General features: G+C 64.0%; 21 protein-coding genes and 4 pseudogenes. 19 read left to right on the forward strand and 6 right to left on the reverse strand.

The annotated features are described in order from the left end of the window. Positions 1-67 precede the first annotated feature (67 nt). The 7 genes and pseudogenes from DRB87_RS24090 to DRB87_RS02550 all read left to right on the forward strand — a co-directional run bounded on the left by DRB87_RS24090 (position 68) and on the right by DRB87_RS02550 (position 5,716). Positions 68-184, forward strand: coding sequence for a hypothetical protein (locus tag DRB87_RS24090; protein WP_370363919.1), 117 nt, complete (start codon positions 68-70; stop codon positions 182-184). Next, positions 181-684, forward strand: coding sequence for an adenylosuccinate synthetase (locus DRB87_RS24095; protein ID WP_370363398.1), 504 nt, complete (start codon positions 181-183; stop codon positions 682-684). The genes DRB87_RS24090 and DRB87_RS24095 overlap by 4 nt, the downstream gene beginning before the upstream one ends. Beyond that, positions 677-1,642: a diiron oxygenase gene (locus DRB87_RS02525; RefSeq protein ID WP_130024748.1), complete on the forward strand. Its 966-nt coding sequence runs from the start codon at positions 677-679 to the stop codon at positions 1,640-1,642. The genes DRB87_RS24095 and DRB87_RS02525 overlap by 8 nt, the downstream gene beginning before the upstream one ends. Positions 1,643-1,795: 153 nt before the next feature. Next, positions 1,796-2,808, forward strand: a pseudogene (locus DRB87_RS02530) (ornithine carbamoyltransferase). Between the two features lie 146 nt (positions 2,809-2,954). Beyond that, positions 2,955-4,067, forward strand: coding sequence for a threonine synthase (locus tag DRB87_RS02540; RefSeq protein WP_130024751.1), 1,113 nt, complete (start codon positions 2,955-2,957; stop codon positions 4,065-4,067). After that, positions 4,064-5,020: an FAD-dependent oxidoreductase gene (locus DRB87_RS02545; RefSeq protein WP_165385227.1), complete on the forward strand. Its 957-nt coding sequence runs from the start codon at positions 4,064-4,066 to the stop codon at positions 5,018-5,020. Before DRB87_RS02540 ends, DRB87_RS02545 begins: the two co-directional genes overlap by 4 nt. Positions 5,021-5,068: 48 nt before the next feature. Next, positions 5,069-5,716, forward strand: a complete 648-nt coding sequence (locus tag DRB87_RS02550; protein WP_165385228.1) for a flavin reductase family protein — start codon at positions 5,069-5,071, stop codon at positions 5,714-5,716. Here the strand turns inward: DRB87_RS02550 and DRB87_RS02555 are convergent. After that, positions 5,664-6,491 carry an autoinducer binding domain-containing protein gene (locus DRB87_RS02555; RefSeq protein WP_165385229.1) on the reverse strand — a complete coding sequence of 276 codons (828 nt, stop codon included), beginning with the start codon at positions 6,489-6,491 and terminating at the stop codon, positions 5,664-5,666. The two genes, DRB87_RS02550 and DRB87_RS02555, sit on opposite strands and share 53 nt — an antisense overlap. A gap of 582 nt (positions 6,492-7,073) precedes the next feature. Between DRB87_RS02555 and DRB87_RS02560 the strand changes: the two genes are divergently transcribed. The 7 genes and pseudogenes from DRB87_RS02560 to DRB87_RS02580 all read left to right on the forward strand — a co-directional run bounded on the left by DRB87_RS02560 (position 7,074) and on the right by DRB87_RS02580 (position 12,428). After that, positions 7,074-7,547: a DUF2244 domain-containing protein gene (locus tag DRB87_RS02560; protein WP_017232690.1), complete on the forward strand. Its 474-nt coding sequence runs from the start codon at positions 7,074-7,076 to the stop codon at positions 7,545-7,547. Positions 7,548-7,587: 40 nt separating this feature from the next. Continuing rightward, positions 7,588-8,805, forward strand: a pseudogene (gene coxB / locus DRB87_RS02565) (cytochrome c oxidase subunit II); the annotation flags it as partial. A 47-nt stretch (positions 8,806-8,852) separates the two neighbouring features. Next, entirely contained in the window at positions 8,853-10,445 is a 1,593-nt protein-coding gene (ctaD, locus tag DRB87_RS02570; RefSeq protein ID WP_017232688.1) for a cytochrome c oxidase subunit I, read from the forward strand. A 2-nt stretch (positions 10,446-10,447) separates the two neighbouring features. Further along, the gene (locus DRB87_RS23365; RefSeq protein WP_217424916.1) at positions 10,448-10,567 is read left to right on the forward strand and encodes a cytochrome oxidase small assembly protein; all 120 of its coding nucleotides are present in this window, start codon (positions 10,448-10,450) and stop codon (positions 10,565-10,567) included. A gap of 130 nt (positions 10,568-10,697) precedes the next feature. Continuing rightward, a pseudogene (locus DRB87_RS23370) lies at positions 10,698-11,282 on the forward strand (cytochrome c oxidase assembly protein); the annotation flags it as partial. Positions 11,283-11,306: 24 nt separating this feature from the next. Next, a complete protein-coding gene (locus tag DRB87_RS23375; RefSeq protein ID WP_150606400.1) occupies positions 11,307-11,528 on the forward strand; it encodes a DUF2970 domain-containing protein in 222 nt (73 codons plus the stop codon). 39 nt (positions 11,529-11,567) lie between these two features. Next, positions 11,568-12,428: a cytochrome c oxidase subunit 3 gene (locus tag DRB87_RS02580; protein ID WP_017232684.1), complete on the forward strand. Its 861-nt coding sequence runs from the start codon at positions 11,568-11,570 to the stop codon at positions 12,426-12,428. A 316-nt stretch (positions 12,429-12,744) separates the two neighbouring features. On the opposite strand, the gene DRB87_RS02585 is transcribed toward DRB87_RS02580, so the two are convergent. Next, the gene (locus tag DRB87_RS02585) at positions 12,745-12,948 is read right to left on the reverse strand and encodes a twin transmembrane helix small protein (protein WP_026131724.1); all 204 of its coding nucleotides are present in this window, start codon (positions 12,946-12,948) and stop codon (positions 12,745-12,747) included. A 137-nt stretch (positions 12,949-13,085) separates the two neighbouring features. Here DRB87_RS02585 and DRB87_RS02590 point away from each other — a divergent pair, with 137 nt between their 5' ends. The 5 genes and pseudogenes from DRB87_RS02590 (at position 13,086) to DRB87_RS02610 (ending at position 17,388) form a co-directional block, all read left to right on the forward strand. Continuing rightward, on the forward strand, positions 13,086-13,814 hold the full coding sequence (locus DRB87_RS02590) for an SURF1 family protein (protein WP_130027679.1): 729 nt from the start codon (positions 13,086-13,088) through the stop codon (positions 13,812-13,814). A 7-nt stretch (positions 13,815-13,821) separates the two neighbouring features. Next, on the forward strand, positions 13,822-14,454 hold the full coding sequence (locus DRB87_RS02595; RefSeq protein ID WP_165385230.1) for a cytochrome C oxidase subunit I: 633 nt from the start codon (positions 13,822-13,824) through the stop codon (positions 14,452-14,454). A 76-nt stretch (positions 14,455-14,530) separates the two neighbouring features. Further along, complete coding sequence (locus DRB87_RS02600; RefSeq protein WP_130024756.1) at positions 14,531-15,718, forward strand: heme A synthase; 1,188 nt, start codon at positions 14,531-14,533, stop codon at positions 15,716-15,718. Between the two features lie 18 nt (positions 15,719-15,736). Continuing rightward, complete coding sequence (cyoE, locus tag DRB87_RS02605) at positions 15,737-16,642, forward strand: heme o synthase (protein WP_130024757.1); 906 nt, start codon at positions 15,737-15,739, stop codon at positions 16,640-16,642. Positions 16,643-16,699: 57 nt separating this feature from the next. Beyond that, a pseudogene (locus tag DRB87_RS02610) lies at positions 16,700-17,388 on the forward strand (SCO family protein). Positions 17,389-17,474: 86 nt separating this feature from the next. Here DRB87_RS02610 and cydX read toward each other — a convergent pair. Genes cydX through cydP form a run of 4 tightly spaced genes read right to left on the reverse strand, consistent with a single transcriptional unit; the run spans position 17,475 to position 20,691 of the window. Beyond that, a complete protein-coding gene (cydX, locus tag DRB87_RS02615; RefSeq protein ID WP_017232677.1) occupies positions 17,475-17,597 on the reverse strand; it encodes a cytochrome bd-I oxidase subunit CydX in 123 nt (40 codons plus the stop codon). Positions 17,598-17,612: 15 nt separating this feature from the next. After that, positions 17,613-18,749, reverse strand: a complete 1,137-nt coding sequence (gene cydB / locus DRB87_RS02620; protein ID WP_165385403.1) for a cytochrome d ubiquinol oxidase subunit II — start codon at positions 18,747-18,749, stop codon at positions 17,613-17,615. A gap of 27 nt (positions 18,750-18,776) precedes the next feature. Then, positions 18,777-20,381, reverse strand: coding sequence for a cytochrome ubiquinol oxidase subunit I (locus tag DRB87_RS02625; RefSeq protein WP_130024759.1), 1,605 nt, complete (start codon positions 20,379-20,381; stop codon positions 18,777-18,779). Beyond that, entirely contained in the window at positions 20,371-20,691 is a 321-nt protein-coding gene (cydP, locus tag DRB87_RS02630; protein WP_130024760.1) for a cytochrome oxidase putative small subunit CydP, read from the reverse strand. Before cydP ends, DRB87_RS02625 begins: the two co-directional genes overlap by 11 nt. Between the last annotated feature and the right edge of the window lie 122 nt (positions 20,692-20,813).

The raw sequence follows: 20,813 nt of genomic DNA on the forward strand, positions 1-20,813 counted from the left end.
CGAGCCACACGGTGCCGGCATATGCGTATGTGGGGGGGATCTGTCGCCGAAGTATCACCGTCGGACCATCGGTGTGGCGAAGGCCATCATGTCGCGCGTGGGGCGTGGCCCGTTTCCGTCGGAGTTGGGGGCGAGCGCTCGGCGCAATATTGCGATAACGCGTCACAGACTCACCTCGGCGTGACCGACGAGCAGGTACGCTTTTCGCCGGAGCAACTGCTGCGCTCCAACGATCCGTTCGACGTTGGCACTGCGCTTCGCATGCTCACCGGCGAGTACGGCACGGGGACGGGGCGCCCGCGTCGTATCGGCATGCTCGATCTCGCGCAGTTGCGAGAGGTCGTCAAGGCCCACGCTGTCGACTGCGTCTACCTCAACAAGGTCGACTGCCTGGCCCACTACTTCCATTCGACTTATCAGGGCGTGCCGATGCGTGTGCATCGCGATGTGTTGTCCAGCGACGTCACGCCCGACGTGCTGATCTATCCCGGACTGTCCGAGCATTCACTCACACTCGGACGCGAAGGCCAACTGGATGCTGCCATGCATGGCTTCGTCGATTTCGTCGAGCGGCAAATCGGCGCGCCGCTGGCCGGCATCGGACTGGGGCCGGAACGGGCCAGCCTGGTATCGCTGAGCGCGCATCAACCGGCGCTTGTGGCCGCGGCGTCCCCGCATGTCTGATCGGCATGCGGAGAGCGGCGTTGAAACGTGCATGCCCGGCGATGGCGGGTCGGTTGAGCATGGGCAGCGGCCGTGGCGAGACGTCGCCGCCGTGACCCGCGGCGGCGGGGAGGCACCGTTCCCGCCGCTGCGGCCCGAGCATCTGTTCTTCAACCTGTCGCTCATGCCGTATGCCACGCATCCGCTGGTCTGTGAACGCGGTCAGGCGGCTCGGCAGCAGTTGAGTGCGCGCCGTCTGGCCGATTACCTGAACAAAACGGAACGTGTCGAACTACACATCGTGAATCGCGCCATCGAGCAGATGCTCGACATTGCTGGCATCGCGTCGGTCAGCCGTGACGATCTGCTCGCCATCTACACGGACGAGGGCTTTCACACGTGGATGATGGAGCGCTTCCGCGGACAACTGTTGAAACAGGCGGGGTATGAGCTGGCGCGAACGCCATCGCTGAGTGTCGTGCGCGTGCTGGCGTTGTGTGAGGCGGTGCCCGAAACGCATCGCGAGATGGCCATCGTCGCAGCGGCAACGGTGACCGAGACGTTGATCACAGGCACGCTGCGGCAGGCGGGGGCCGGTGACGACATCTACCCGCCCGTGCGCGCAATGCTGAGCGAACATGGCGCCGACGAACGACGTCATCAGGCGGCGTTTGTCCGCTTTTCCAGCGAGTGGATACCGTCGTTATCCCCAGCGGACCGCGCGTTTCTCGACACGCTGCTTCCCGACCTGATGACCGCGTTCCTTGCGCCTGAATTACCGGTGTGGCGAGCGCATCTGTGTGCCGTCGGGCTGGATGCCACTGAAGCCGATCTTGTGATCCGCGAGAGCATCGACCCGCTCGAAGTGGGCGTGCAGATGATGGAAGCGGCGCGGGTGCCACGGCGTTTGTTCGAGCGATTGGGCATGGCCTGTGTGGAACGCTTCGCGCAACAAGCGAGTCGCTGGCGGCCGCCTTGACCGTCGGCCAGTCGAGCCGATGGCGCTGCGACGCGCGCGATCATGCGGCCGAACCGGTTCAACCCGGCGGGCAACGTGGTGGTGTCCCCGCGCTTCACTGATAAACGACCAGGAGAGATCTGTGAATTGCCACTGGCTCGCCCCGATTTGACCATGAGTGCGGCGGAGTATCGCGCACTCCTCGAGGCGGCGCTCGCCTTCAAGCGCCGCTATCCGCAGCACACGGAATCTGCGCTGCGCGGCCGAACGATCTACTTTCTGTTCTACAACGCGTCGTTACGCACTCGCAGCAGCTTCCAGACCGGACTGTCGCGAATGGGCGGCCATGCCATCGTGCTCGATCCGCTGAACGGGATCTATACACCCGCGCTACCCGAGGCGGAGATTCCGTACTCGACGGAGCGCGTGGCCGACGTGGCGCGCGTGCTCTCTTCCTATGGCGACGCGATTGCCATTCGCATGTATGGCGCGCCGGCCGGGTGGGTGTACGGTGCGGCGCATCGTCATCTCGAAGCTTTTTCTCAGTCGAGTCGGGTGCCCGTCATCAACATGGAGTGCGACCGCTTTCATCCGTGTCAGGCGCTTGCCGATGTGATGACGATGCGTGAGCAATTGGGCGGACTGGCCGGTCGACGGCTGTGCATCAGTTGGGCGTATTCCGGTAGCTGGCACAAGCCAGTGGCCGTGCCGCAGAGTCTGTTGCTCGCCGCAGTGAAATCCGGGATGGACGTGACGCTTGCGCATCCGCCGTCGTTCGGCCTCGATCCGCAGGTGATGACCGCGGCCACGCGGTTTGCCGAGCAGACCGGGGCGCGTCTGCGCGTGACCCACGATCTGCGCGACGGCGTGTCCGATACGCACGTCGTTTACGCCAAGTCGTGGTGCAGTCTCGCGCATCTTCCGCAACGTCACGGCGATTCGGTCGATGAGGCCGCCATGCACAACGTCTTCGAGCGGTACCGGGACTGGTGCGTCGACGCCGACGTCATGCGACGCTCAGCGCCCGACGCAGGCTACCTGCATTGCCTTCCCGCTGACCGGGGCAGGAGGTGACGGACGACGTGATCGATGGCCCGTCGTCGTGGGTTTTCCACCAGGCCGCGAATCGACTTCATGCGCAGAATGCCGTGATGGCGCACCTGCTGAATCCGGGGTGCCTCGCGTGAGGGCGCCGTTTTCGTATCACTACGTGTGTGTGAGGTGTGCAACGCCGCAGTCGTGGGGCACGATCCGTTATCGCTGCCCTGTGTGTGGGCAGAATCTTCGCATTCAACGGCGGGCGGACGCGGATTTGCCATGTGCCGCGGACATCGTGAATACGTTTCAGGGACGGGGAATGTGGCGATATGGCGCACTCCTTCCGGTTGAAGCCCACTGGGCGAGCCGGTTGGTCGTGGGCGCTACGCCGTTGGTCGATTGCGGCGACGACAGTGGGGTCCGTCTCTGGGTGAAGGATGAGTCGCGGAACCCAAGCGGATCGCTCAAGGACCGCGCCACCGACGTGGTGCTGGCGGTCGCCAAACGCGCCGGGTGCCAGCATGCGGTGACCGCATCGACCGGCAATGCCGGTGCGTCGCTGGCGTGCCTCGCGGCGTCTCAGGGAATGTCGGCCACCGTGGTCGTGCCGGCAAGCACGCCTCGCGTGAAGCTGGCGCAGATTCGCGCATATGGGGCGAAGGTCTGCGAGGTCGAGGGCAGCTACGACGACGCCTTCGACATCGCCGAGCGCATGGCCGACGACGCCAGCGTGTGCTGTCGCAATACGGGCATCAATCCCTTCACGCGCGAAGGGAAGAAGACGTGCGCGTTCGAGATGGCGGAAGCGCTCGATTGGCGGGTACCCGATTGGGTCATCGTACCCACGGGGGACGGCAACATTCTGTCAGGCATCGCGGCGGGGTTTCTCGATCTCTATTCGCTCGGCATTACCTCCGCCATGCCGCGCCTGCTTGCGGCGCAAGCCGACAGCGCGAACAGCATCACCCGCGATTGGCGCGCCTGCGACGATGCCATGGCCTTGCCTGCGTCGCCCACGCAGGTCAGCCCGGACACCGTGGCCGACAGTCTGGCGGTCGGTCGTCCACGCGATCACTTCGCGGCCCTGCATGCCTTGCGCGCCACGCGCGGCGCGTGCGTCGCACTCAGTGATGCACGGATCATGGCGGCGGCGCGCATGCTCGCGCAGCGCTTCGGCCTGTGGTTCGAACCGTCGACGGCCGCCGGCTACGCCGCGTTGGGCGAGTGTCTCGCAACGGGGCGCATCGAGCCCCGGTCGCGCGTGGTGCTGCTCGGGACGGGAAGCGGCCTGAAATCTCCGCAGTGTTTTGACGCTGTGACGCCCGGCCAACTGCGGGACTATATCGATGCCGCGCCGCGCCGCATGCCTGACGACCCAGGATACGTGCAATCGGAGGCGCAGCCGTGATCCGCCCGCGCATCATTGTGCTCGGTGCCGGGGTCAGCGGCCTGACGACGGCCGTGACGATGGCGCTGGCCGGGTGCGACGTCGTCATCTACGCGGCAGAGGGGCCGGCGCAGACGACGTCGGCGCTCGCGGCGGCCATCTGGCATCCGTTCTATCAGGCGCCCGACCTGGTCTATCTCGAACGCGCCCGGCAAACCTACGCGACGATGCGTCGACTGTCCGCCGACGCGGCTTCAGGCGTACGGATGCGCATGCTCACCGAATATTTTCAACGCGATGCCGGGCCGCCGTGGTGGACGGAATGCGCCAGCGGCCTTGAGCGTCTGGCGCCGGCGGACGTGCCGTCGCGCTTCGCCTGCGCTTACCGCATGGACGTGCCCGTGGCCGACGCAGCGGTCTATCTTCGCTACCTGATGACGCTGTTCCTCGAACTCGGCGGCCGGTATGTGGCGCAGCGCGTCGGCGATCCGGCGTCGTTGCTCGGCGACGCCGAGCACGTCGTGAATTGCTGCGGTTATGGAAGCCGGCCGTTTGGCGACAGCGATTTATCGTTGTCGCGCGCCATTGTGCTTCGGGCAGAACGCGACGCCGCCGTGCGCGGCTGCTTTATCGACGATTCCGATCCGCAGGCGCCGACATACGTGGTCGAACGGAACGAGGACGTCGTACTGGGCGGTACCGCCGATCCCGACCTGACGTCGACCGTGATCGGCGAGCGGCAGGTCGAGGACATCGTCCGCCGATGCACCGGGCTGTGTGAGGGCGTAGCCGCGCTGCGTGTCGTCGAAGTCCGCCTCGGATTTCGGCCGATGCGACGGGTGACACGGGTGGCGTGCGACGCGCACCACCCGCGTTTGCTTCACAACTACGGCCACGGGGGCGGGGGCTTCACGTTGTCGTGGGGATGCGCCAATGAGGTGCTTCGGCTCACGGGCGTGACATCACGCAACTAGCCCCCGCCTTCGGATAGCAGGCGAGGGATGACAACTCTGGGAGACGACATGGAACTGGATCCGGCGACGCTCGACGAGGCAAGTCGCTACAACTTCATGATGAGCACGATTCTGCCGCGGCCCATCGCATGGGTGAGTACCGTCGACGCGCAAGAACGGCCGAATCTGGCGCCCTATGCGTACTTCATGGGCGTGTGCTGTGTGCCGATGACGGTACTGTTCTGCCCGGTGGTGCCGCCGGCGCCGAAGCGAAAGAAGGACACGTTGCTCAACGTCGAGGCGGTGCCGGAGTTCGTCGTGAACGTGGCGAGCCTGTCGTGTATCGAGGCCGTGAATCTCTCGGCGGCGCCGTTGCCGCCCGGCGAGTCTGAGTTCGCGCTCACCGGCATGACACCGGTTGCCTCGTCGCGCGTGCGACCACCGCGTGTTCAGGAGGCTGCGGTCGCGTACGAATGCCATGTCCGCGACATTATCGAGATCAGCGCCGCGCCGGGCGGCGGATGGGTCGTGCTCGGCACCGTCGTCGCGGTCCATGTCGACGACGCGTTGCTCGACCCCGTCACACATCACGTGGATTTGCAGGCGCTCCGTCCTGTGGGGCGATTGGGCGGCGGCTCGTTCGTGAATGCCGCGAGCGACACCTTCACGTTGACGCGATACAAGACGCTTGCCGATCTTGCGGCGCGGACCCGATGACAGCCGACCCGCCGCCGGCGAGATCGTCGAGCAGGCCGTAATCGCTCGCCAGCTTCGCTGCCCGATGGCGGCTCGAGACGTCGAACTTGCGCATGACGCTGCGCAGATGAAACACCACACCATGCTCGGAGAGCGTGAGAATGCGCCCGATTTCCCATGACGTCTTGCCGCGCGCCACCCACCGCAGACACTCGCGCTCGCGCGGCGTCAGCACGGGGGCGCCGTGATGCACGGCGTCGCGCTGCACGATGCGCCACACGGCTTCATGCACATGCATCGCCAGCGACGCGCCGGCATGCGGCTTCCAGGCATGCGCGCCGGGTGCTCGCACATAGCCGGGAGGCGGGCGGGTCGATGAGAGACTCAACATGCCCGACGCGCCCGACGGGGTGAATACCGGATACGTCACGCCGTAGCGCATGCCCGCGGCCCGCTGATCACGAAGCAACCGCCGGGCGTCGGGCGATGTGTAGAGCGCCGGCGTCCATTCGACGGGGGTGAGTTGCCGGCTGGCGCGCGCCAGCACCGGATCGACGCGCGCATAGCGCTGAGCCTCGTAGTGCGCTTGCCACGCATGCGGCACGTTGCCGAGTCGCGGCGTTGCCCGTTTACCGTCCGGCAGAGGGAAATGTCCGCGATAGCTGAAATAGCGGTGGCTGAGCGAGCCGCACAACGTTTGCAGCAGGGCGCACAAGGCATCGAAGTCGGTGGCGGAGCGCAAGGCGCTCAGACCGTCGGCAAACGAGCGGGGAGTGACGCAACGCGTGGCACGCATGGCATGGCGAGGTGGGGAACAGGTTTCGGTTTTAGCACGCGTTGTATCGTCGCGCGCATCGACGGACGCCGAGGGGCCGGCGCGCATTCGCCGTGCAGCCGCCGCGGCGCGCCATCTCAGGGCGCGACATAACGTCGCACGCGCCCCCGGGTGCCGCATCGACGGTTGACGGATATCGGACGAATCCCGCATCGCAGCGAAGGCGGCGGGGCGTGCGTCGCATTGCGCCATTTGCGTGACGGGCATTGGACGGGGTGGGGCGACGATCGTCTGTGGAGGGGGGGCGTCAGGTAGTCAGGACACCGCAACGAGTCGTCGCGTTGTTGCAATGTGTCAAACCGGTGACGCATAGGGAGTATCCCGTAGTCGCTTCGCCGTCGCGATTTCAGACTAGGGGAATAAACGGATTTCCCTTTTGCATCAATGAGTTCAGGAGAATGCTATGGTGCGCCAAATACTCGGTATCAATGTTGTCGCTTGGAGAAGGCGCGTTCTATAATGCGGCAGTTTGTCGCGGCCCGGACGCAGCAAGTTCCCGGCCGTCGGACATGAAAGACCCAAAATGCCCCACGGGTGACGGCGATGCTCGCAGCCTCTTCTTCCGATGCCGATTCGGTGACGAAGGAATGGAAGCACAAGCGCAACTGCGCGATATCGCCGCGCCAGTTTGTCCTGTTCTACCTGTCGTTGGCCGCCGTGTCGCTGGGTGTTGCCTTGATTGCGGCGTGGCGCGGTGGGTGGTTGGTCTTGCCGTTCACAGGCCTGGACTTGCTCGTGGTGGGCGTTGCGTTTGTCATTCATGCCCGGCATGCCACAGATTACGAGGTCATTCGGTTGTCGCCCGTGAGCCTTGTGGTCGAGCAACGTTCAGCACAGAGGTTGACGCAGTACGAGTTCAATCCCCGCTGGGTGCGCATCGACATCGAGAAGCCGCCGCGTTTGCGCATTGTCTTGCGCTCGGGTAGCCGCTCGGTCACTGTCGGTGCTTACCTTGCGCCGCATCGCCGCGAAACGTTTGCGCGCGAGCTGCGCCGTTGTCTTGCCCAACAGGCCTGAGAGATGGAGACAATCTCGGGCGACCGCCAGGGAGGTTTGGATGGTAATTTTGGGTAAGGAAGCTATGAAAAAAACGAAACACGCCTTGGCGGCCTTCCTTGCGGGCGCCTCGTTGCTCGCCTGCGTTCCGGCCCTGGCGGCGGTCACGGACATGCCCGGGGGGCCGGCCGTCAACGAACTCAACTTCCAGCCGCCGGTCACGAAACTCGCGCAAGAGCTTCACAGCCTGCACACCATGATGTTGATCATCTGCCTGGTGATCTTCCTCGGCGTGTTCGGCGTGATGTTCTACTCGATCTTCAAGCACCGCAAATCCAAGGGCCATCAAGCCGCGAATTTCCATGAAAGCACCACGGTCGAAGTGATCTGGACCGTCGTGCCGTTCATCATCGTGATTCTGATGGCGCTGCCCGCCACGAAGACCGTGGTCGCCATGAAGGACACCACCAACGCCGATCTCACGATCAAGGTCACCGGTTATCAGTGGAAATGGGGTTATGACTACCTCAAGGGCGACGGCGAGGGTATCAAGTTCCTCTCCACGCTCACCACCCCGCGCAGCCAGATCGACGGGGAGTCGCCGAAGAGCAACACGTATCTGCAGGAAGTCGACAACCCGCTGGTCGTGCCGGTCAACAAGAAGGTGCGTCTGATCACCACGGCCAACGACGTCATCCATTCGTTCTACGTACCGGCCTTCGGCATCAAGCAGGACGCTATTCCGGGCTTCGTGCGCGACACGTGGTTCAAGGCCGAAAAGGTCGGCGAGTATCGCGGCTTCTGCACCGAGCTGTGCGGCAAGGAACACGCGTTCATGCCGGTCGTGGTGAAGGTCGTTTCGGAAGCGGATTACAACACGTGGGTCGAGTCGCAGAAGAAGCTGATGGCCGCGTCGGCCGACGATCCGAACAAGACCTACACCGTGCAGGAGTTGATGGAGCGCGGCCAGAAGGTCTACGCGTCGAACTGCGCGGTGTGCCACCAGCCGAACGGCAAGGGCGGCGGCGCCTTCCCGGCGCTTGACGGCTCGAAGATCGCGAACGGACCGGTGGCCGACCACATCAGCATCGTGCTGCATGGCAAGAATGCGATGCCTAACTGGTCGCATCTGAACGATGTGGAGCTTGCGTCCGTGATTACGTTCGAGCGCAACTCGTGGAGCAACAAGACCGGCGACGTGATTCAGCCGGCCCAGGTGCGCGAAGCGCGGGGCAACAAGTCGGCCAAGGCCGCAGGGGCTGCCGACGCTGGCGCAGCGAAGAACAGTTAAGTGCCGTTCGACCAGTTCGAGGAAGGAGATTGGGTATGAGTTCCATCGCTCACGATCACGTGGCGGGTCACGACGATCACGCGCACGACCATCCGCACGGGTGGCGTCGCTGGTTGTTCGCGACGAATCACAAGGACATCGGCACGATGTACATGATCTTCTCGTTCGTCATGCTGCTCTCGGGCGGCGTGATGGCGTTGATGATCCGTACGGAGTTGTTCGAACCGGGCCTGCAGTTCATTCGTCCGGAGTTCTTCAACCAGCTCACCACCATGCACGGGCTGGTGATGATTTTCGGCGCGATCATGCCGGCGTTCGTGGGGTTTGCGAACTGGATGATCCCGCTGCAGATCGGCGCGTCGGACATGGCCTTCGCGCGCATGAACAACTTCAGCTTCTGGCTGCTGCCGGTCGGCGGCCTGCTGCTGCTCTCGTCGTTCCTCGTGCCGGGCGGCGCCACGGCAGCCGGCTGGACGATGTACGCGCCGCTGTCGGTACAGATGGGGCCGGGCCAGGATCTGGCGATCTTCGGTGCGCACATTCTCGGCGCGTCGTCGATCATGGGCGCGATCAACATCATCGTGACCATCCTCAACATGCGCGCGCCGGGCATGACGCTGATGAAGATGCCGATGTTCGTGTGGACGTGGCTGATTACCGCCTATCTGCTCATCGCCGTGATGCCGGTGCTCGCCGGCGCGATCACGATGCTGCTCACGGACCGTCACTTCGGCACGTCGTTCTTCAACGCGGCGGGCGGCGGCGATCCGGTCATGTATCAGCACATCTTCTGGTTCTTCGGACACCCGGAGGTGTACATCATGATTCTGCCGGCGTTCGGAATCGTCTCGCAGGTCATTCCGGCGTTCTCGCGCAAGCCGCTGTTCGGCTATAGCTCGATGGTCTACGCCACGGCGTCGATCGCGATCCTGTCGTTCATGGTCTGGGCGCACCACATGTTCGTGACGGGCATGCCGGTCACGGGCCAGCTCTTCTTCATGTACGCGACGATGCTGATCTCGGTGCCGACGGGCGTGAAGGTGTTCAACTGGGTTGCCACGATGTGGAAGGGCTCGCTCACGTTCGAGACGCCGATGCTCTTCGCCATCGGCTTCCTCTTCGTGTTCACGATGGGCGGCTTCACCGGCCTCATGCTTGCCATGGCGCCGCTCGATATCCAGATGCACGGGACTTACTACGTGGTGGCGCACTTCCACTACGTGCTCGTGGCCGGTTCGCTCTTCGCGCTCTTCTCAGGGTTCTACTACTGGGTACCGAAGTGGACAGGCCACATGTACAACGAGTGGCGTGGCAAATTCCACTTCTGGGGCACGCTCATCTCGTTCAACGTGACGTTTTTCCCGATGCACTTCCTGGGGCTGGCCGGCATGCCGCGTCGCTATGCGGACTACCCGGCGCAGTTCACGGATTTCAACCAGGTGGCGACGATCGGCGCGTTCGCCTTCGGCCTGATGCAGGTGTACTTCCTGTTCTTCGTGGCGCTGCCGACGTGGCGCAGCGGCCCGGCGGCCGAAGCGAAGCCGTGGGATGGTGCGGAGGGCCTCGAGTGGACCGTGCCGAGCCCGGCGCCGTTCCATACGTTTGAGACGCCGCCGAAGGTGCATTGATCATGGCTTCGACTCGCGAGCAACGCGCGAAGAACCTGCGCACGGGGCTGATCCTGGGCTCCGTCGTGCTGGTGTTCTTCTTCGGGGTGATGATCAAGGTCAAGCTGGTGGGCGGCATCTGATCCGGACGTCCCGTCGCACCGGCGGGACGCGCGGTACGGGAAGCGGGTTCACGAGGGCACACGACGGCACACGGCAACCGACGGCATCGAAGGACTGACGGCCGTCAGGCAGGGAACCGGCAAGGCGAATATGAGCGGTTTGCGAAGAATCAATGTGCGCACCTTCAGCAAGCTGCTGCTGATGGTCGTGGTGATGTTTGGTTTCGGTTACGCCATGGTGCCGTTCTACCGGGCGTTCTGCAATCTGGTGGGTCTCAACCAGTTGGGCGATCGCGCGACCGAGATCACCGCTCGCAATTCGCAGGTCGACGAAAGCCGCACGATCACCGTCGAGTTCGACGCCAATGCCCAGGGCCCGTTGCGCTTCAAGCCGGCGAAGAGCAGTCTGACGGTGCATCCGGGGCAGATCGCGACCATCGAGTACGAAGTGGCGAACCAGCAGTCGCACGAGGTGCGTGCGCAGGCGATTCCCAGCTATGCGCCGGCGCTGGCCGCGCGCTACTTCAAGAAGCTCGAGTGCTTCTGCTTTACCCAGCAGACACTCAAGGCCGGAGAGGCCAAGGAATACCCGGTGGTCTTCGTGGTGGACACGAAGCTGCCCAAGGATGTGAATACGATTACGCTGTCCTATACTTTTTTCGATCTCGGCAAGAACGACGCCAGTCCGCGCGCGGATACCTCAACCGGTGCCCAGTCTGGCGAGTTGAACGCAGGACCGACGGGGGAGGCAAGGGCAGCAATGGATGACTTGAAGGAGGCGACCCAGCGCAAGCTGTCATTCGTCCAGACCGTCAAAGCCGTGTTCTGGTCGTTTTTCGGCGTGCGCAAGGGGCGTGATCATGACCGCGACATGGCGCAGCTCAACCCTGTGCATCTGATCGTCGCGGGGCTGATCGGAGGCATCCTGTTCGTCGTGGCGCTGGTATTGCTGGCGAAGCTCGCCATTCGGCTCGCGACGTGAGTGGCATCGACAAAGAGAACCAAGCCTGGAGAGATAAGAATGAGTGGTCAACACCAAACGGCGCCTTACTACTTCGTGCCGGCCCCGTCGCGCCATCCCGTGAGCTGCAGTGTCGGCCTGCTGGTGGTGCTCGGCTCGGCGGCCGCGTGGGTCAATGGACAACCGTGGGCCCCGTGGACGGCGCTGGCCGGCCTGCTGTGGGTACTGTGGGTGCTGCGTAGCTGGTTCGGCGACTCGATTGCCGAGTCCGAGGGCGGCCTGTACGGCAAGCGCATCGACGCGTCCTACCGCTGGGGCATGAGCTGGTTCATCTTCTCCGAGGTGATGTTCTTCGCCGCGTTTTTCGGCGCACTGTTCTACGCCCGCACCCTGGCGATGCCGTGGCTCGGCGATCTCGACAACAAGCTGCTCTGGCCCGACTTCAGCGCCGTGTGGCCGAACGCCGGCCCGGCCGGCGTGGTGGACGCCTTCGAGACGATGGGCCCCTGGCCGATCCCCACGCTCAATACGGCACTGCTCTTGACCTCGGGCGTCACGCTAACGATCTCGCACCACGCGCTGCGCGCCAACCATCGCGCCCGCGCGATTTTCTGGCTGTTCGCCACCGTGGCGTTGGGCTTCACGTTCCTGGGCTTCCAGGCTTATGAGTATCACCACGCCTATACCGAGCTGAACCTTAAGCTGACCTCGGGCGTGTACGGCTCGACGTTCTTCCTGCTCACCGGCTTCCACGGCTTTCACGTGATGTTGGGCGCGATCATGCTGACCGTCATGATGGTGCGCATGATGAAGGGGCACTTCACACCGGAGCATCACTTCGGCTTCGAGGGCGCCGCGTGGTACTGGCACTTCGTTGACGTGGTGTGGCTGGGACTGTACGTGGTGGTCTACTGGCTCTGACGCCGACAGCCGTCGGTGCATCGGGGGAACGCCGCCGAATTCCGGCGGCGTTTCCTTTTGCAGCGATGGCGGGGGCTGAGGCGAGGGCAGCGAGGCGAGACAGCGCCCGGAACGCGCTTTCACGGCACGATGGCCGGCAGGATGGGCGTGATGGGCGAGGCGAAGGGCGGCGGCGGACGCAATGCGGCTTTATGTCGCACGACCGTCGTCGGCCGGCAAGCCATGACGCCGCGCGACGACCCGTCGCATGACGTGGATCGAACCCGTAGGGTGGGCATGGGGTGCGGCGTTTTGCCGCAGAGAAGCGGCGCGGGACTCAGTATCGTATGCCCGTGCTGTGAATCCACCCCATCCAGTTGGCGAACAGGATGAGCAGGAACAGCGTCACCGACAGGCCGACGCGCACCATGAGCGAATGCACGGTGCGATTCGATCCGCCCTTGTCCCGCATCATGAAAAACAATGCGGACGCCAGACTGCCGAGAATCAGGACGAAGGCGATGGCAACGATAATGCGCATGATGTGTCCGATGACAATGATGCGACATTATCGGGCAACGAACACGCGCTGGCACGCTGCAATGCGGTGTGTTGTTCGCCCGCCTGCGTCGTGCTGCCAGACAAGGAATGGATGTGTTGAAAACCCTTTTGCGCGGTATGCGCCCGGTGCCGGCGGTGCTGATGCTGTTGGCCGTGATGCTTACGGCGGCGCTTGGTGTGTGGCAATACGAGCGTGCCCAGATGCGTCTGGCGCGTCAGGCGCAGATCGAGCAGGCCGAACACGCGCCGGTACTCGTGCTGGGCGCACGGGCATACACGCTCGGTGACGTGGCGAACCGGCGCGTGCGCGTCACGGGACGCTTCCTGCAGAACCGCGTGGTGTACCTGGACAATCGTCCCCGCAACGAACTGCCCGGTTTCTATGTGGTGATGGCGCTGCAGATCGCACCGGATCACGTGGTGCTCGTCAATCGCGGATGGTTGCCCCGCGATTTGCGCGATCGCACGTCGATCATGCCGTACGCGACCCCAGCCGGTGACGTCACCATCGAGGGCCTGGCGCAGCCGGACCCGTCGCGTGCCTTCGAGTTGGGCAAAGGCGGTTCTGCGGCGGGGATGACGATTCGCCAGAATCTCGACGTGGCGGATTACGCGCGCGAAACGGCGCTGCCGCTGCAGCCGTTTGTGATCATGCAAACGAACGACACGGGCGATCATCTGTTGCGCGACTGGCCTGCGCCGGCCAGTGGGGCGGATCGCAACTACGGGTATATGGCGCAGTGGGCCGGCATGTCGCTGGTGCTCGCGCTGCTGGGCTTGCGTCTGGCGTATCGGCGAGGACGCCGGCTGGCGGCGTCCCCCGACAACAACTTCAAGCGGGCATGAGGCGAGCATGAGTACAGAGGTGAATCCCGGGCACGCCGACGGCCCCGCCATCGATCCGGCGCAGCGACGCCGAGCGCGGCGTATGTTGGTGCTGCTGTTCGTCGTGTGTGCGGCGCCGGCGGTGGCGGCGTACCTGATGTATTACGTGTTCAAGCCGCAGGGCGGCACGTCGGCCTACGGCAAGCTGATCGAGCCGCAGCGGCCGCTGCCCGCGCTGGTGGCGCGCGACGACGAGACTGGGCAGACGCTGCCGCTGTCGTCGCTCAAGGGCAAGTGGCTGATGATCAGCGCGGACGCGGCCGCTTGCGACGAGAATTGCGTGAGCAAGCTCTTCTACATGCGGCAGATTCGCGTGTTGCAGGGCAATGAGCGCACGCGAGTGGAAACGCTCTGGCTGGTGACGGATGCCGCCTCTTTGCCGCAGAAAATCGACAGCGCGTATCCGGACACGCGACGTCTGCGCGTCGATCCTGCCGCACTGGCCGCCTGGCTGCCAACGCAGGACGGCACCCAGGTGAGCGACCACATCTACCTGGTCGATCCGCTGGGCAACCTGATGATGGCGTTCCCGAAGCACGCCGACCCCAGCAAGATCAAGCGCGATCTTGCTCGCCTGCTCAAGTGGTCGGGGACGGGTTGAGGGGCGAGACCCGACAACGGCAACGAGACCGTGTGCAATGGCGCACCGGACATGACGAAGACCTGACGTAAAACCGATGCTTTACCTTCTGGAACTGGGCTTTATCGGCCTGTGTATCGCGGTGCTGCCGCTGGGCTGGGTGCTGTTGCGCCGCGACACGAACAAATACCGCAAACTGGCCTGGGTGACGACCTTTCTCACGCTCGACCTGATCATGTTCGGCGGCTTCACGCGGCTCACGGATTCGGGGCTCGGGTGTCCTGACTGGCCAGGCTGCTACGGCACGTCGTCGCCGTTCGCCGCCCATGCGGACATTCACGCCGCGCAGTTGCTGCTGCCGAGCGGCCCGGTGACGTTCGTCAAGGCGTGGATCGAGATGGTTCACCGCTACTTCGCCATGGCTGTGGGCGTGCTCATCATTGCGCTGATGGTGACAGCCTGGGGGAAGCGACGCGAACTGAAGCAGTCGCCCTGGCTCGCCACCTGGCTGTTTGTGCTCGTTTGCGTGCAGGGGGCGTTCGGCGCCTGGACCGTCACGATGAAGCTTCAGCCAGTGATCGTCTCGACACATTTGATGTTGGCGCTCACTTTATTGGCGTCGCTCGTTTGGTTGGCATCGCGTCAGATGCCGCTCGCCAGCGTGGCAGCCGACCCCGGCGCGCTGCGCTGGCGCTGGGCTGCGCTCATCGGACTGGCGTTGCTGGTGTTCCAGATCGCGCTCGGAGGATGGGTGAGTACCAACTACGCAGTGCTTGCCTGTACCGATTTCCCGACGTGCCAGGGCCAGTGGGTGCCGCCGATGGACTTCCATAACGGCTTCAGGCTCTGGCGTGCGCTGGGGAAAACGGCCGGTGGCGAGGTGATTCCCATGGACGCGCTGGTCGCGATCCATTGGGTGCACCGGACGTTCGCGGTGGTGGTGGTGGCGTATCTGGCCTGGCTGGCGAGCAGGCTGCGACGTCATGCGGCGCTCAGAAAGCCATCGATCCTGGTGTTGATCCTGGTGTTTGTGCAATTCGCGACCGGATTGTCGAACATCGTTTTCCAATGGCCGCTGCTCAACGCCATTGCCCACAACGGCGGGGCGGCGATCCTGCTGCTATTGCTCGTTATGTTAAACTTCCGCATTCGCGCCGCTAAAACGGCGTTAACGGCGGCCCGCCTGAGCGATCAGGCTGATGACCTTCCGGCCCGCCAGAAGCCCCTCCCAGCAGCGCAGCCGGCTGCCGCTCCACTCGCCGGCGCCCCGACTGGCTCGGCGTAGCGCATTGCCTCTGAGTGTATGAAAAGCACGACCCTCCCCCATCCGCCAGCGAGCCGTATCGCACAATACTGGGCATTGACCAAGCCCCGTGTGACGCAGCTCGCCGTGTTCTGCGCCGTGATCGGCATGTTCCTGTCCACGCGGGGCATGGTGCCGCTGCAGGTGCTGATCGGCGGCACCCTCGGTATCTGGCTTCTGGCCGGATCCGCCTTTGCCGTGAATTGCCTGATCGAGCAACGCGTCGACGCGCTGATGCGCCGCACGGCGTGGCGGCCATCCGCCCGTGGCGAGATCGCGCCGTGGCAAATCATCGTCTTCTCGACGATTCTCGGCGCAGCCGGCATGGCGGTGCTCTACACCTTTACCAATGCGCTGACGATGTGGCTCACGCTGGCCACATTCGTCGGCTACGCGCTGATCTATACCATCATCCTCAAGCCGTCCACGCCGCAGAACATTGTGATCGGCGGCGCGTCGGGGGCCATGCCGCCGGCGCTCGGCTGGGCCGCGGCCACCGGCGCCGTGCCGGCCGATGCGTGGATTCTGGTGCTCATCATCTTCGTCTGGACGCCGCCGCATTTCTGGGCGCTCGCGCTCTATCGCCGTCAGGATTACGTGAATTCGGGGCTGCCCATGCTGCCGATCACGCACGGCGAGAAATACACGCGTCTGCAAATCCTGCTCTACAGTGTGGTGCTGTTCGCGGTGTCGCTGCTGCCGTTCGCGCATCGCATGAGCGGTTACGTCTACCTGGTGTCGGCGGTCGTGCTCTCGGGCATCTTCCTCGGCTACGCGATCAAGCTGTGGCGCCACTATTCCGATGCGCTCTCGCGATCGATGTTCCGCTACTCGATCATCTACCTGTCGCTGCTGTTTGCCGCACTGCTGGTGGATCATTACGTTCAGATCTTCCTGCTGGGCTAAGACCTTGCCGTTGCAGTTGTAGTCGCGGGTGCGTGGTCCGCGGTCGGTCGAGCCACGATGACAGGCGCGTTACGGTATTCCTGGCCGGCGCGCCTGTTGTCTTTGCGCGACGCATTTTTTCATCCGTTTTTGGGGCATTCGTTCATGAATCTGGCTGTCATCTGGTTGCGTCGCGCGCTATTGCTGATGGGACTCACCGTGCTGCTCGCCGCCTGCGGCAACGACGGCCCGACGTTCCAGAGCCTCGATATCACCGGCAACAAGGCGTTTGCGCAAAACTTCTCGCTGCAGGATCCGCAGGGCAAGACGCGTACACTCGCCGACTACAAGGGCAAGGCGGTGGTGATGTTCTTCGGCTACACGCATTGCCCCGACGTTTGCCCGACCACGATGGCGCAGCTCAATCAGGTCATGCAGAAGCTCGGTCCGGACGCGCAACGCGTGCAGGTCGTGTTCGTGACCGTCGATCCGCAGCGCGATACGCCGGAACTGATGGCGCAGTATGCGCCTGCGTTCAACCCGACGTTCGTGGGCTGCGTCCGGCTGACGACGCGGCGCTCAAGGCCGTTACCCAGTCGTTCCGCGTGGTGGTGAACAAGGAGGAAGGTTCCACGCCGACCAACTACACCATCGATCATACCGCGGGCATCTATGTCTTCGACCCGAGCGGTCAGTTGCGCCTGTTCATGCGTCCCGACGAGTCGGTCGATGCAATGGCCAAGGATCTGCACACGTTGTTGAGCTGAGTCGGCATCGCGCGTGACGCACAAAAAAATCGCGCCCCTCGGGGCGCGATTTTCATTTCTGCCGACCTGGCCCCGAGCGGGAGCACTCAGGGGCCATTGCCTTCCTGACTGCGGCGTTCGAGGTCGTCATGCGCTTCGAACCACATCACATTGATGATGCCGAACGCGAGCGCGAGGCCGAGGCCGAGAATCCAAGAGAAGTACCACATGTCGCGACTCCTTGATCAATACATCGTGTGCGGGTTGTCGTTGACCGTCTCGATCGTCACGCGTCCACGAATCACGCGATACACCCAGCCGGTATAGAGCAGGACGACGGGCAGGAAGACGACGACGGCGATGAGCATGATTTGCAGCGTGAGCTGACTCGAGGTGGCGTCCCAGACCGTCAGGCTGTTGCCGGGCACCGTGGCCGAGGGCATCACGAACGGGAACATCGAGAAGCCCGCGGTGAGGATGATGCCAGCCATCATCAGGCCGGTGACGACGAACGTCCACGCGTAGGCCCGGCTGGTCGCCAGCAGGGCCGCGAGCAGGGCGCATAAGCAGGCAACGATCGGTGCCGCCATCATCCACGGGTACGTCTGATAGTTCGAGAGCCAGAGGCCGGGGCCCGTCGTGACCTGCTTCAGGAGCGGGTTGGCCGGCGAGTCGGTCGCGGCCATCTTCGTGATGGCGAAACCGTCGACATGCGTGGCGACGAGTACGCCCGCCACGAGGAACAGCAGCAGCGTGCCCAGCGCGGTGAGGCGCATGATGCGTCCGGCGCGTTCGGCCACGATCGGATCGGCCTTCATGCGCAGATGGGCCGCGCCGTGCGTGAGCAGCATCAGCAGGCTCACGAGGCCGCACAGCAGCGCGAACGGATTGAGCAGTGCCCAGAACGAGCCGGTGTACGTGGAGCGCATGGTGTCGTCGAACGAGAACGGCAGGCCGAGCAGCAAGTTACCGAAGGCCACGCCGAACACCAGCGACGGCACCACGCTGCCGGCGAACAGCGCCCAGTCCCACGAATTGCGCCAGCGTGCGCTCGGCAGCTTGTTGCGGTAGTCGAAGCCGACCGGTCGAAGGAACAACGCGAAGAGCACGAGCAGCAGTGCCCAGTACAAGCCCGAGAACGCGGCCGCGTAGACGAGCGGCCAGGCGGCGAACATTGCGCCGCCCGCCGTCACGAACCAGACCTGATTGCCTTCCCAGGTCGGCGCGACCGTATTGATGATGACGCGGCGCTCCGCGTCGGTCTTGCCCAGGAAGGGCAGCAGCGTGGCCGTGCCCATGTCGAAGCCGTCGAAGAAGGCGAAGCCGATCAGCAGTACGCCGATGAGCACCCACCAGACCAGCTTGAGTACGGTGTAATCGATCATCATGATGTGGTGTCTCCCTGACGATCAGACCGAAGCCGTCGGACGCTTGCCAACCATGGCCGCGCCGTCGGTCCCTTCGGTCTCGAAGTGATAGCGGCCGGTGTGCAGCGACGACGGGCCGAGCTTGACGTACTTCACCATCAGGAACATTTCGACGATGAGCAACGCGGTGTAGAAGATGATGAAGCCCGCGAGGCTCAGGTACAGGTCGGTTGCCGAGAGCGACGAGACCGAAAGGTGGGTCGGCAGCACGCCGGCGATGGTCCACGGCTGACGCCCCATCTCGGCAACGATCCACCCGAACTCGATGGCGATCCACGGCAGCGGAATCGCCCACACTGTCCAGCGCAGGAACCATGCCGAGCGCGGCTTGAGCAGACGACGGCGCGCGCACAGCCAGAACGCCCAGAGGAACGTGAACAGGAACAGGAAGCCCAGCGCGACCATGACGCGGAACGACCAGAACACGGGTGCCACTCGCGGAATCGTGTCGTTGGCCGCCAGGTGGATCTGCTCGGGCGTGGCGTCGACAACGTTCGGTGTGTACTTCTTGAGCAGCAGACCGTAGCCGAGATCGTCCTTGTACTTGTCGAACTCGGTGCGCACGGCCGGCGAGGTATCGCCGCCGCGCAGCTTCTCGAGTGCCGCGAAGGCGAGCATGCCGCGCCGAATGTTCTCCTCGTGCTCGTCGCGCAATTGCTTGAGACCAATCACCGGCGTGTCGATCGAGCGCGTGGCGATCAGGCCCATCGCCCAGGGAATCGTCACCGCGCGGTCGGTGCGCTCCTCCTTCTGGTTCGGGAAGCCGAACAGCGTGAACGATGCAGGCGGCTTGGCCGTCTCCCATTCCGCTTCGATCGCGGCGAGCTTGACCTTCTGCACTTCGCCCGTGGTGTAGCCCGATTCGTCGCCCAGCACGATGACCGACAGCGTCGAGGCCAGGCCGAAGCCGGCCGCGACGGCGAACGAGCGCAGCGCGAACGGCACGTCACGGCGCTTGAGCAGGTACCAGGCCGAGATGCCGAGCACGAACATGGCGGCGGTGACATAGCCGGCCGAGAGCGTGTGCACGAACTTCACCTGGGCCACGGGGTTGAAGATCACGTCCCAGATGCTGGTCAACTCCATGCGCATGGTCTCGTAGTTGAAGTGCGCGCCGACCGGATTGTTCATCCAGCCGTTGGCCACGAGAATCCACAACGCCGAGAGGTTCGAGCCCAGTGCCACCGCGAACGTGGTGGCCAGGTGGCCGATGCGCGAGAGCTTGTTCCAGCCGAAGAAGAACAGACCGACGAACGTGGCTTCGAGGAAGAACGCCATCAGGCCTTCAATCGCGAGCGGCACGCCGAAGATATCGCCCACGTAATGCGAGTAGTACGCCCAGTTGGTGCCGAACTGGAATTCGAGCGTGAGACCGGTGGTCACGCCCATCGCGAAGTTGATCAGGAAGAGCTTGCCCCAGAACTGGGTCATGTCCTTGTAGATCGGCTTGCCGGTCATCACGTAGACTGATTCCATGATGACAAGCAGCCACGACAGGCCCAGGGTGAGCGGGACAAACAGGAAGTGATACAACGCCGTTATGGCGAACTGCAGGCGCGAGAGGTCAACGACTTCGCTACTGATCATGGCGGACACCTTGACTTGGGGTGGGGGATGGCGCTTCGACGGCTTGCGGCCCGATCAGGGCGCGGGCCACGACATCCGGCGGCATTTGCATGTGCTTGGCCATCGGGGCGTCGAAGAACGCGTGCTTCAGGATGAAAAGGAGTGCTACCTTGATCGCGAGGACGATCAGGATTTCGAACATGAAGCGGGACGGGCGGTTGCGCCAGCGCTGCATCGCCCAGGTACGCAGGGCGGCGATGGCGGGACGCGACGCCGCGACAGGCGCGGCCGTGGCGGGAGGCTTCAGACTGCTAGGAGAGTGGGTGTCCATCCGTGACGGCTCCTGGCGTCAAAAGTCGTTGTGTCGGAAACCGCGTCGACTTTCGCCGCATTTTGCCTCATCGCTTGAAAATGTCAAACCGCGGCGCGGGGGCGGATGACACGCCGACGACG

Origin of the sequence: Pandoraea sp. XY-2 (assembly GCF_004193915.1) — a bacterium.
GTDB classification, from domain to species: domain Bacteria; phylum Pseudomonadota; class Gammaproteobacteria; order Burkholderiales; family Burkholderiaceae; genus Pandoraea; species Pandoraea cepalis.

Coding starts and splice junctions, on each gene's coding strand:
- DRB87_RS02600 (WP_130024756.1), top strand. CDS start 14,531: ATGCTTTACCTTCTGGAACTGGGCTTTATCGGCCTGTGTATCGCGGTG.
- DRB87_RS02590 (WP_130027679.1), top strand. CDS start 13,086: ATGCGCCCGGTGCCGGCGGTGCTGATGCTGTTGGCCGTGATGCTTACG.
- DRB87_RS02555 (WP_165385229.1), bottom strand. CDS start 6,491: ATGCGTGCCACGCGTTGCGTCACTCCCCGCTCGTTTGCCGACGGTCTG.
- cydX (WP_017232677.1), bottom strand. CDS start 17,597: ATGTGGTACTTCTCTTGGATTCTCGGCCTCGGCCTCGCGCTCGCGTTC.
- DRB87_RS02560 (WP_017232690.1), top strand. CDS start 7,074: ATGCTCGCAGCCTCTTCTTCCGATGCCGATTCGGTGACGAAGGAATGG.
- cyoE (WP_130024757.1), top strand. CDS start 15,737: ATGAAAAGCACGACCCTCCCCCATCCGCCAGCGAGCCGTATCGCACAA.
- DRB87_RS02580 (WP_017232684.1), top strand. CDS start 11,568: ATGAGTGGTCAACACCAAACGGCGCCTTACTACTTCGTGCCGGCCCCG.
- DRB87_RS02550 (WP_165385228.1), top strand. CDS start 5,069: ATGGAACTGGATCCGGCGACGCTCGACGAGGCAAGTCGCTACAACTTC.
- ctaD (WP_017232688.1), top strand. CDS start 8,853: ATGAGTTCCATCGCTCACGATCACGTGGCGGGTCACGACGATCACGCG.
- DRB87_RS02525 (WP_130024748.1), top strand. CDS start 677: ATGTCTGATCGGCATGCGGAGAGCGGCGTTGAAACGTGCATGCCCGGC.
- DRB87_RS02585 (WP_026131724.1), bottom strand. CDS start 12,948: ATGCGCATTATCGTTGCCATCGCCTTCGTCCTGATTCTCGGCAGTCTG.
- DRB87_RS02625 (WP_130024759.1), bottom strand. CDS start 20,381: ATGATCAGTAGCGAAGTCGTTGACCTCTCGCGCCTGCAGTTCGCCATA.
- DRB87_RS23365 (WP_217424916.1), top strand. CDS start 10,448: ATGGCTTCGACTCGCGAGCAACGCGCGAAGAACCTGCGCACGGGGCTG.
- DRB87_RS23375 (WP_150606400.1), top strand. CDS start 11,307: ATGGATGACTTGAAGGAGGCGACCCAGCGCAAGCTGTCATTCGTCCAG.
- cydP (WP_130024760.1), bottom strand. CDS start 20,691: ATGGACACCCACTCTCCTAGCAGTCTGAAGCCTCCCGCCACGGCCGCG.
- DRB87_RS02595 (WP_165385230.1), top strand. CDS start 13,822: ATGAGTACAGAGGTGAATCCCGGGCACGCCGACGGCCCCGCCATCGAT.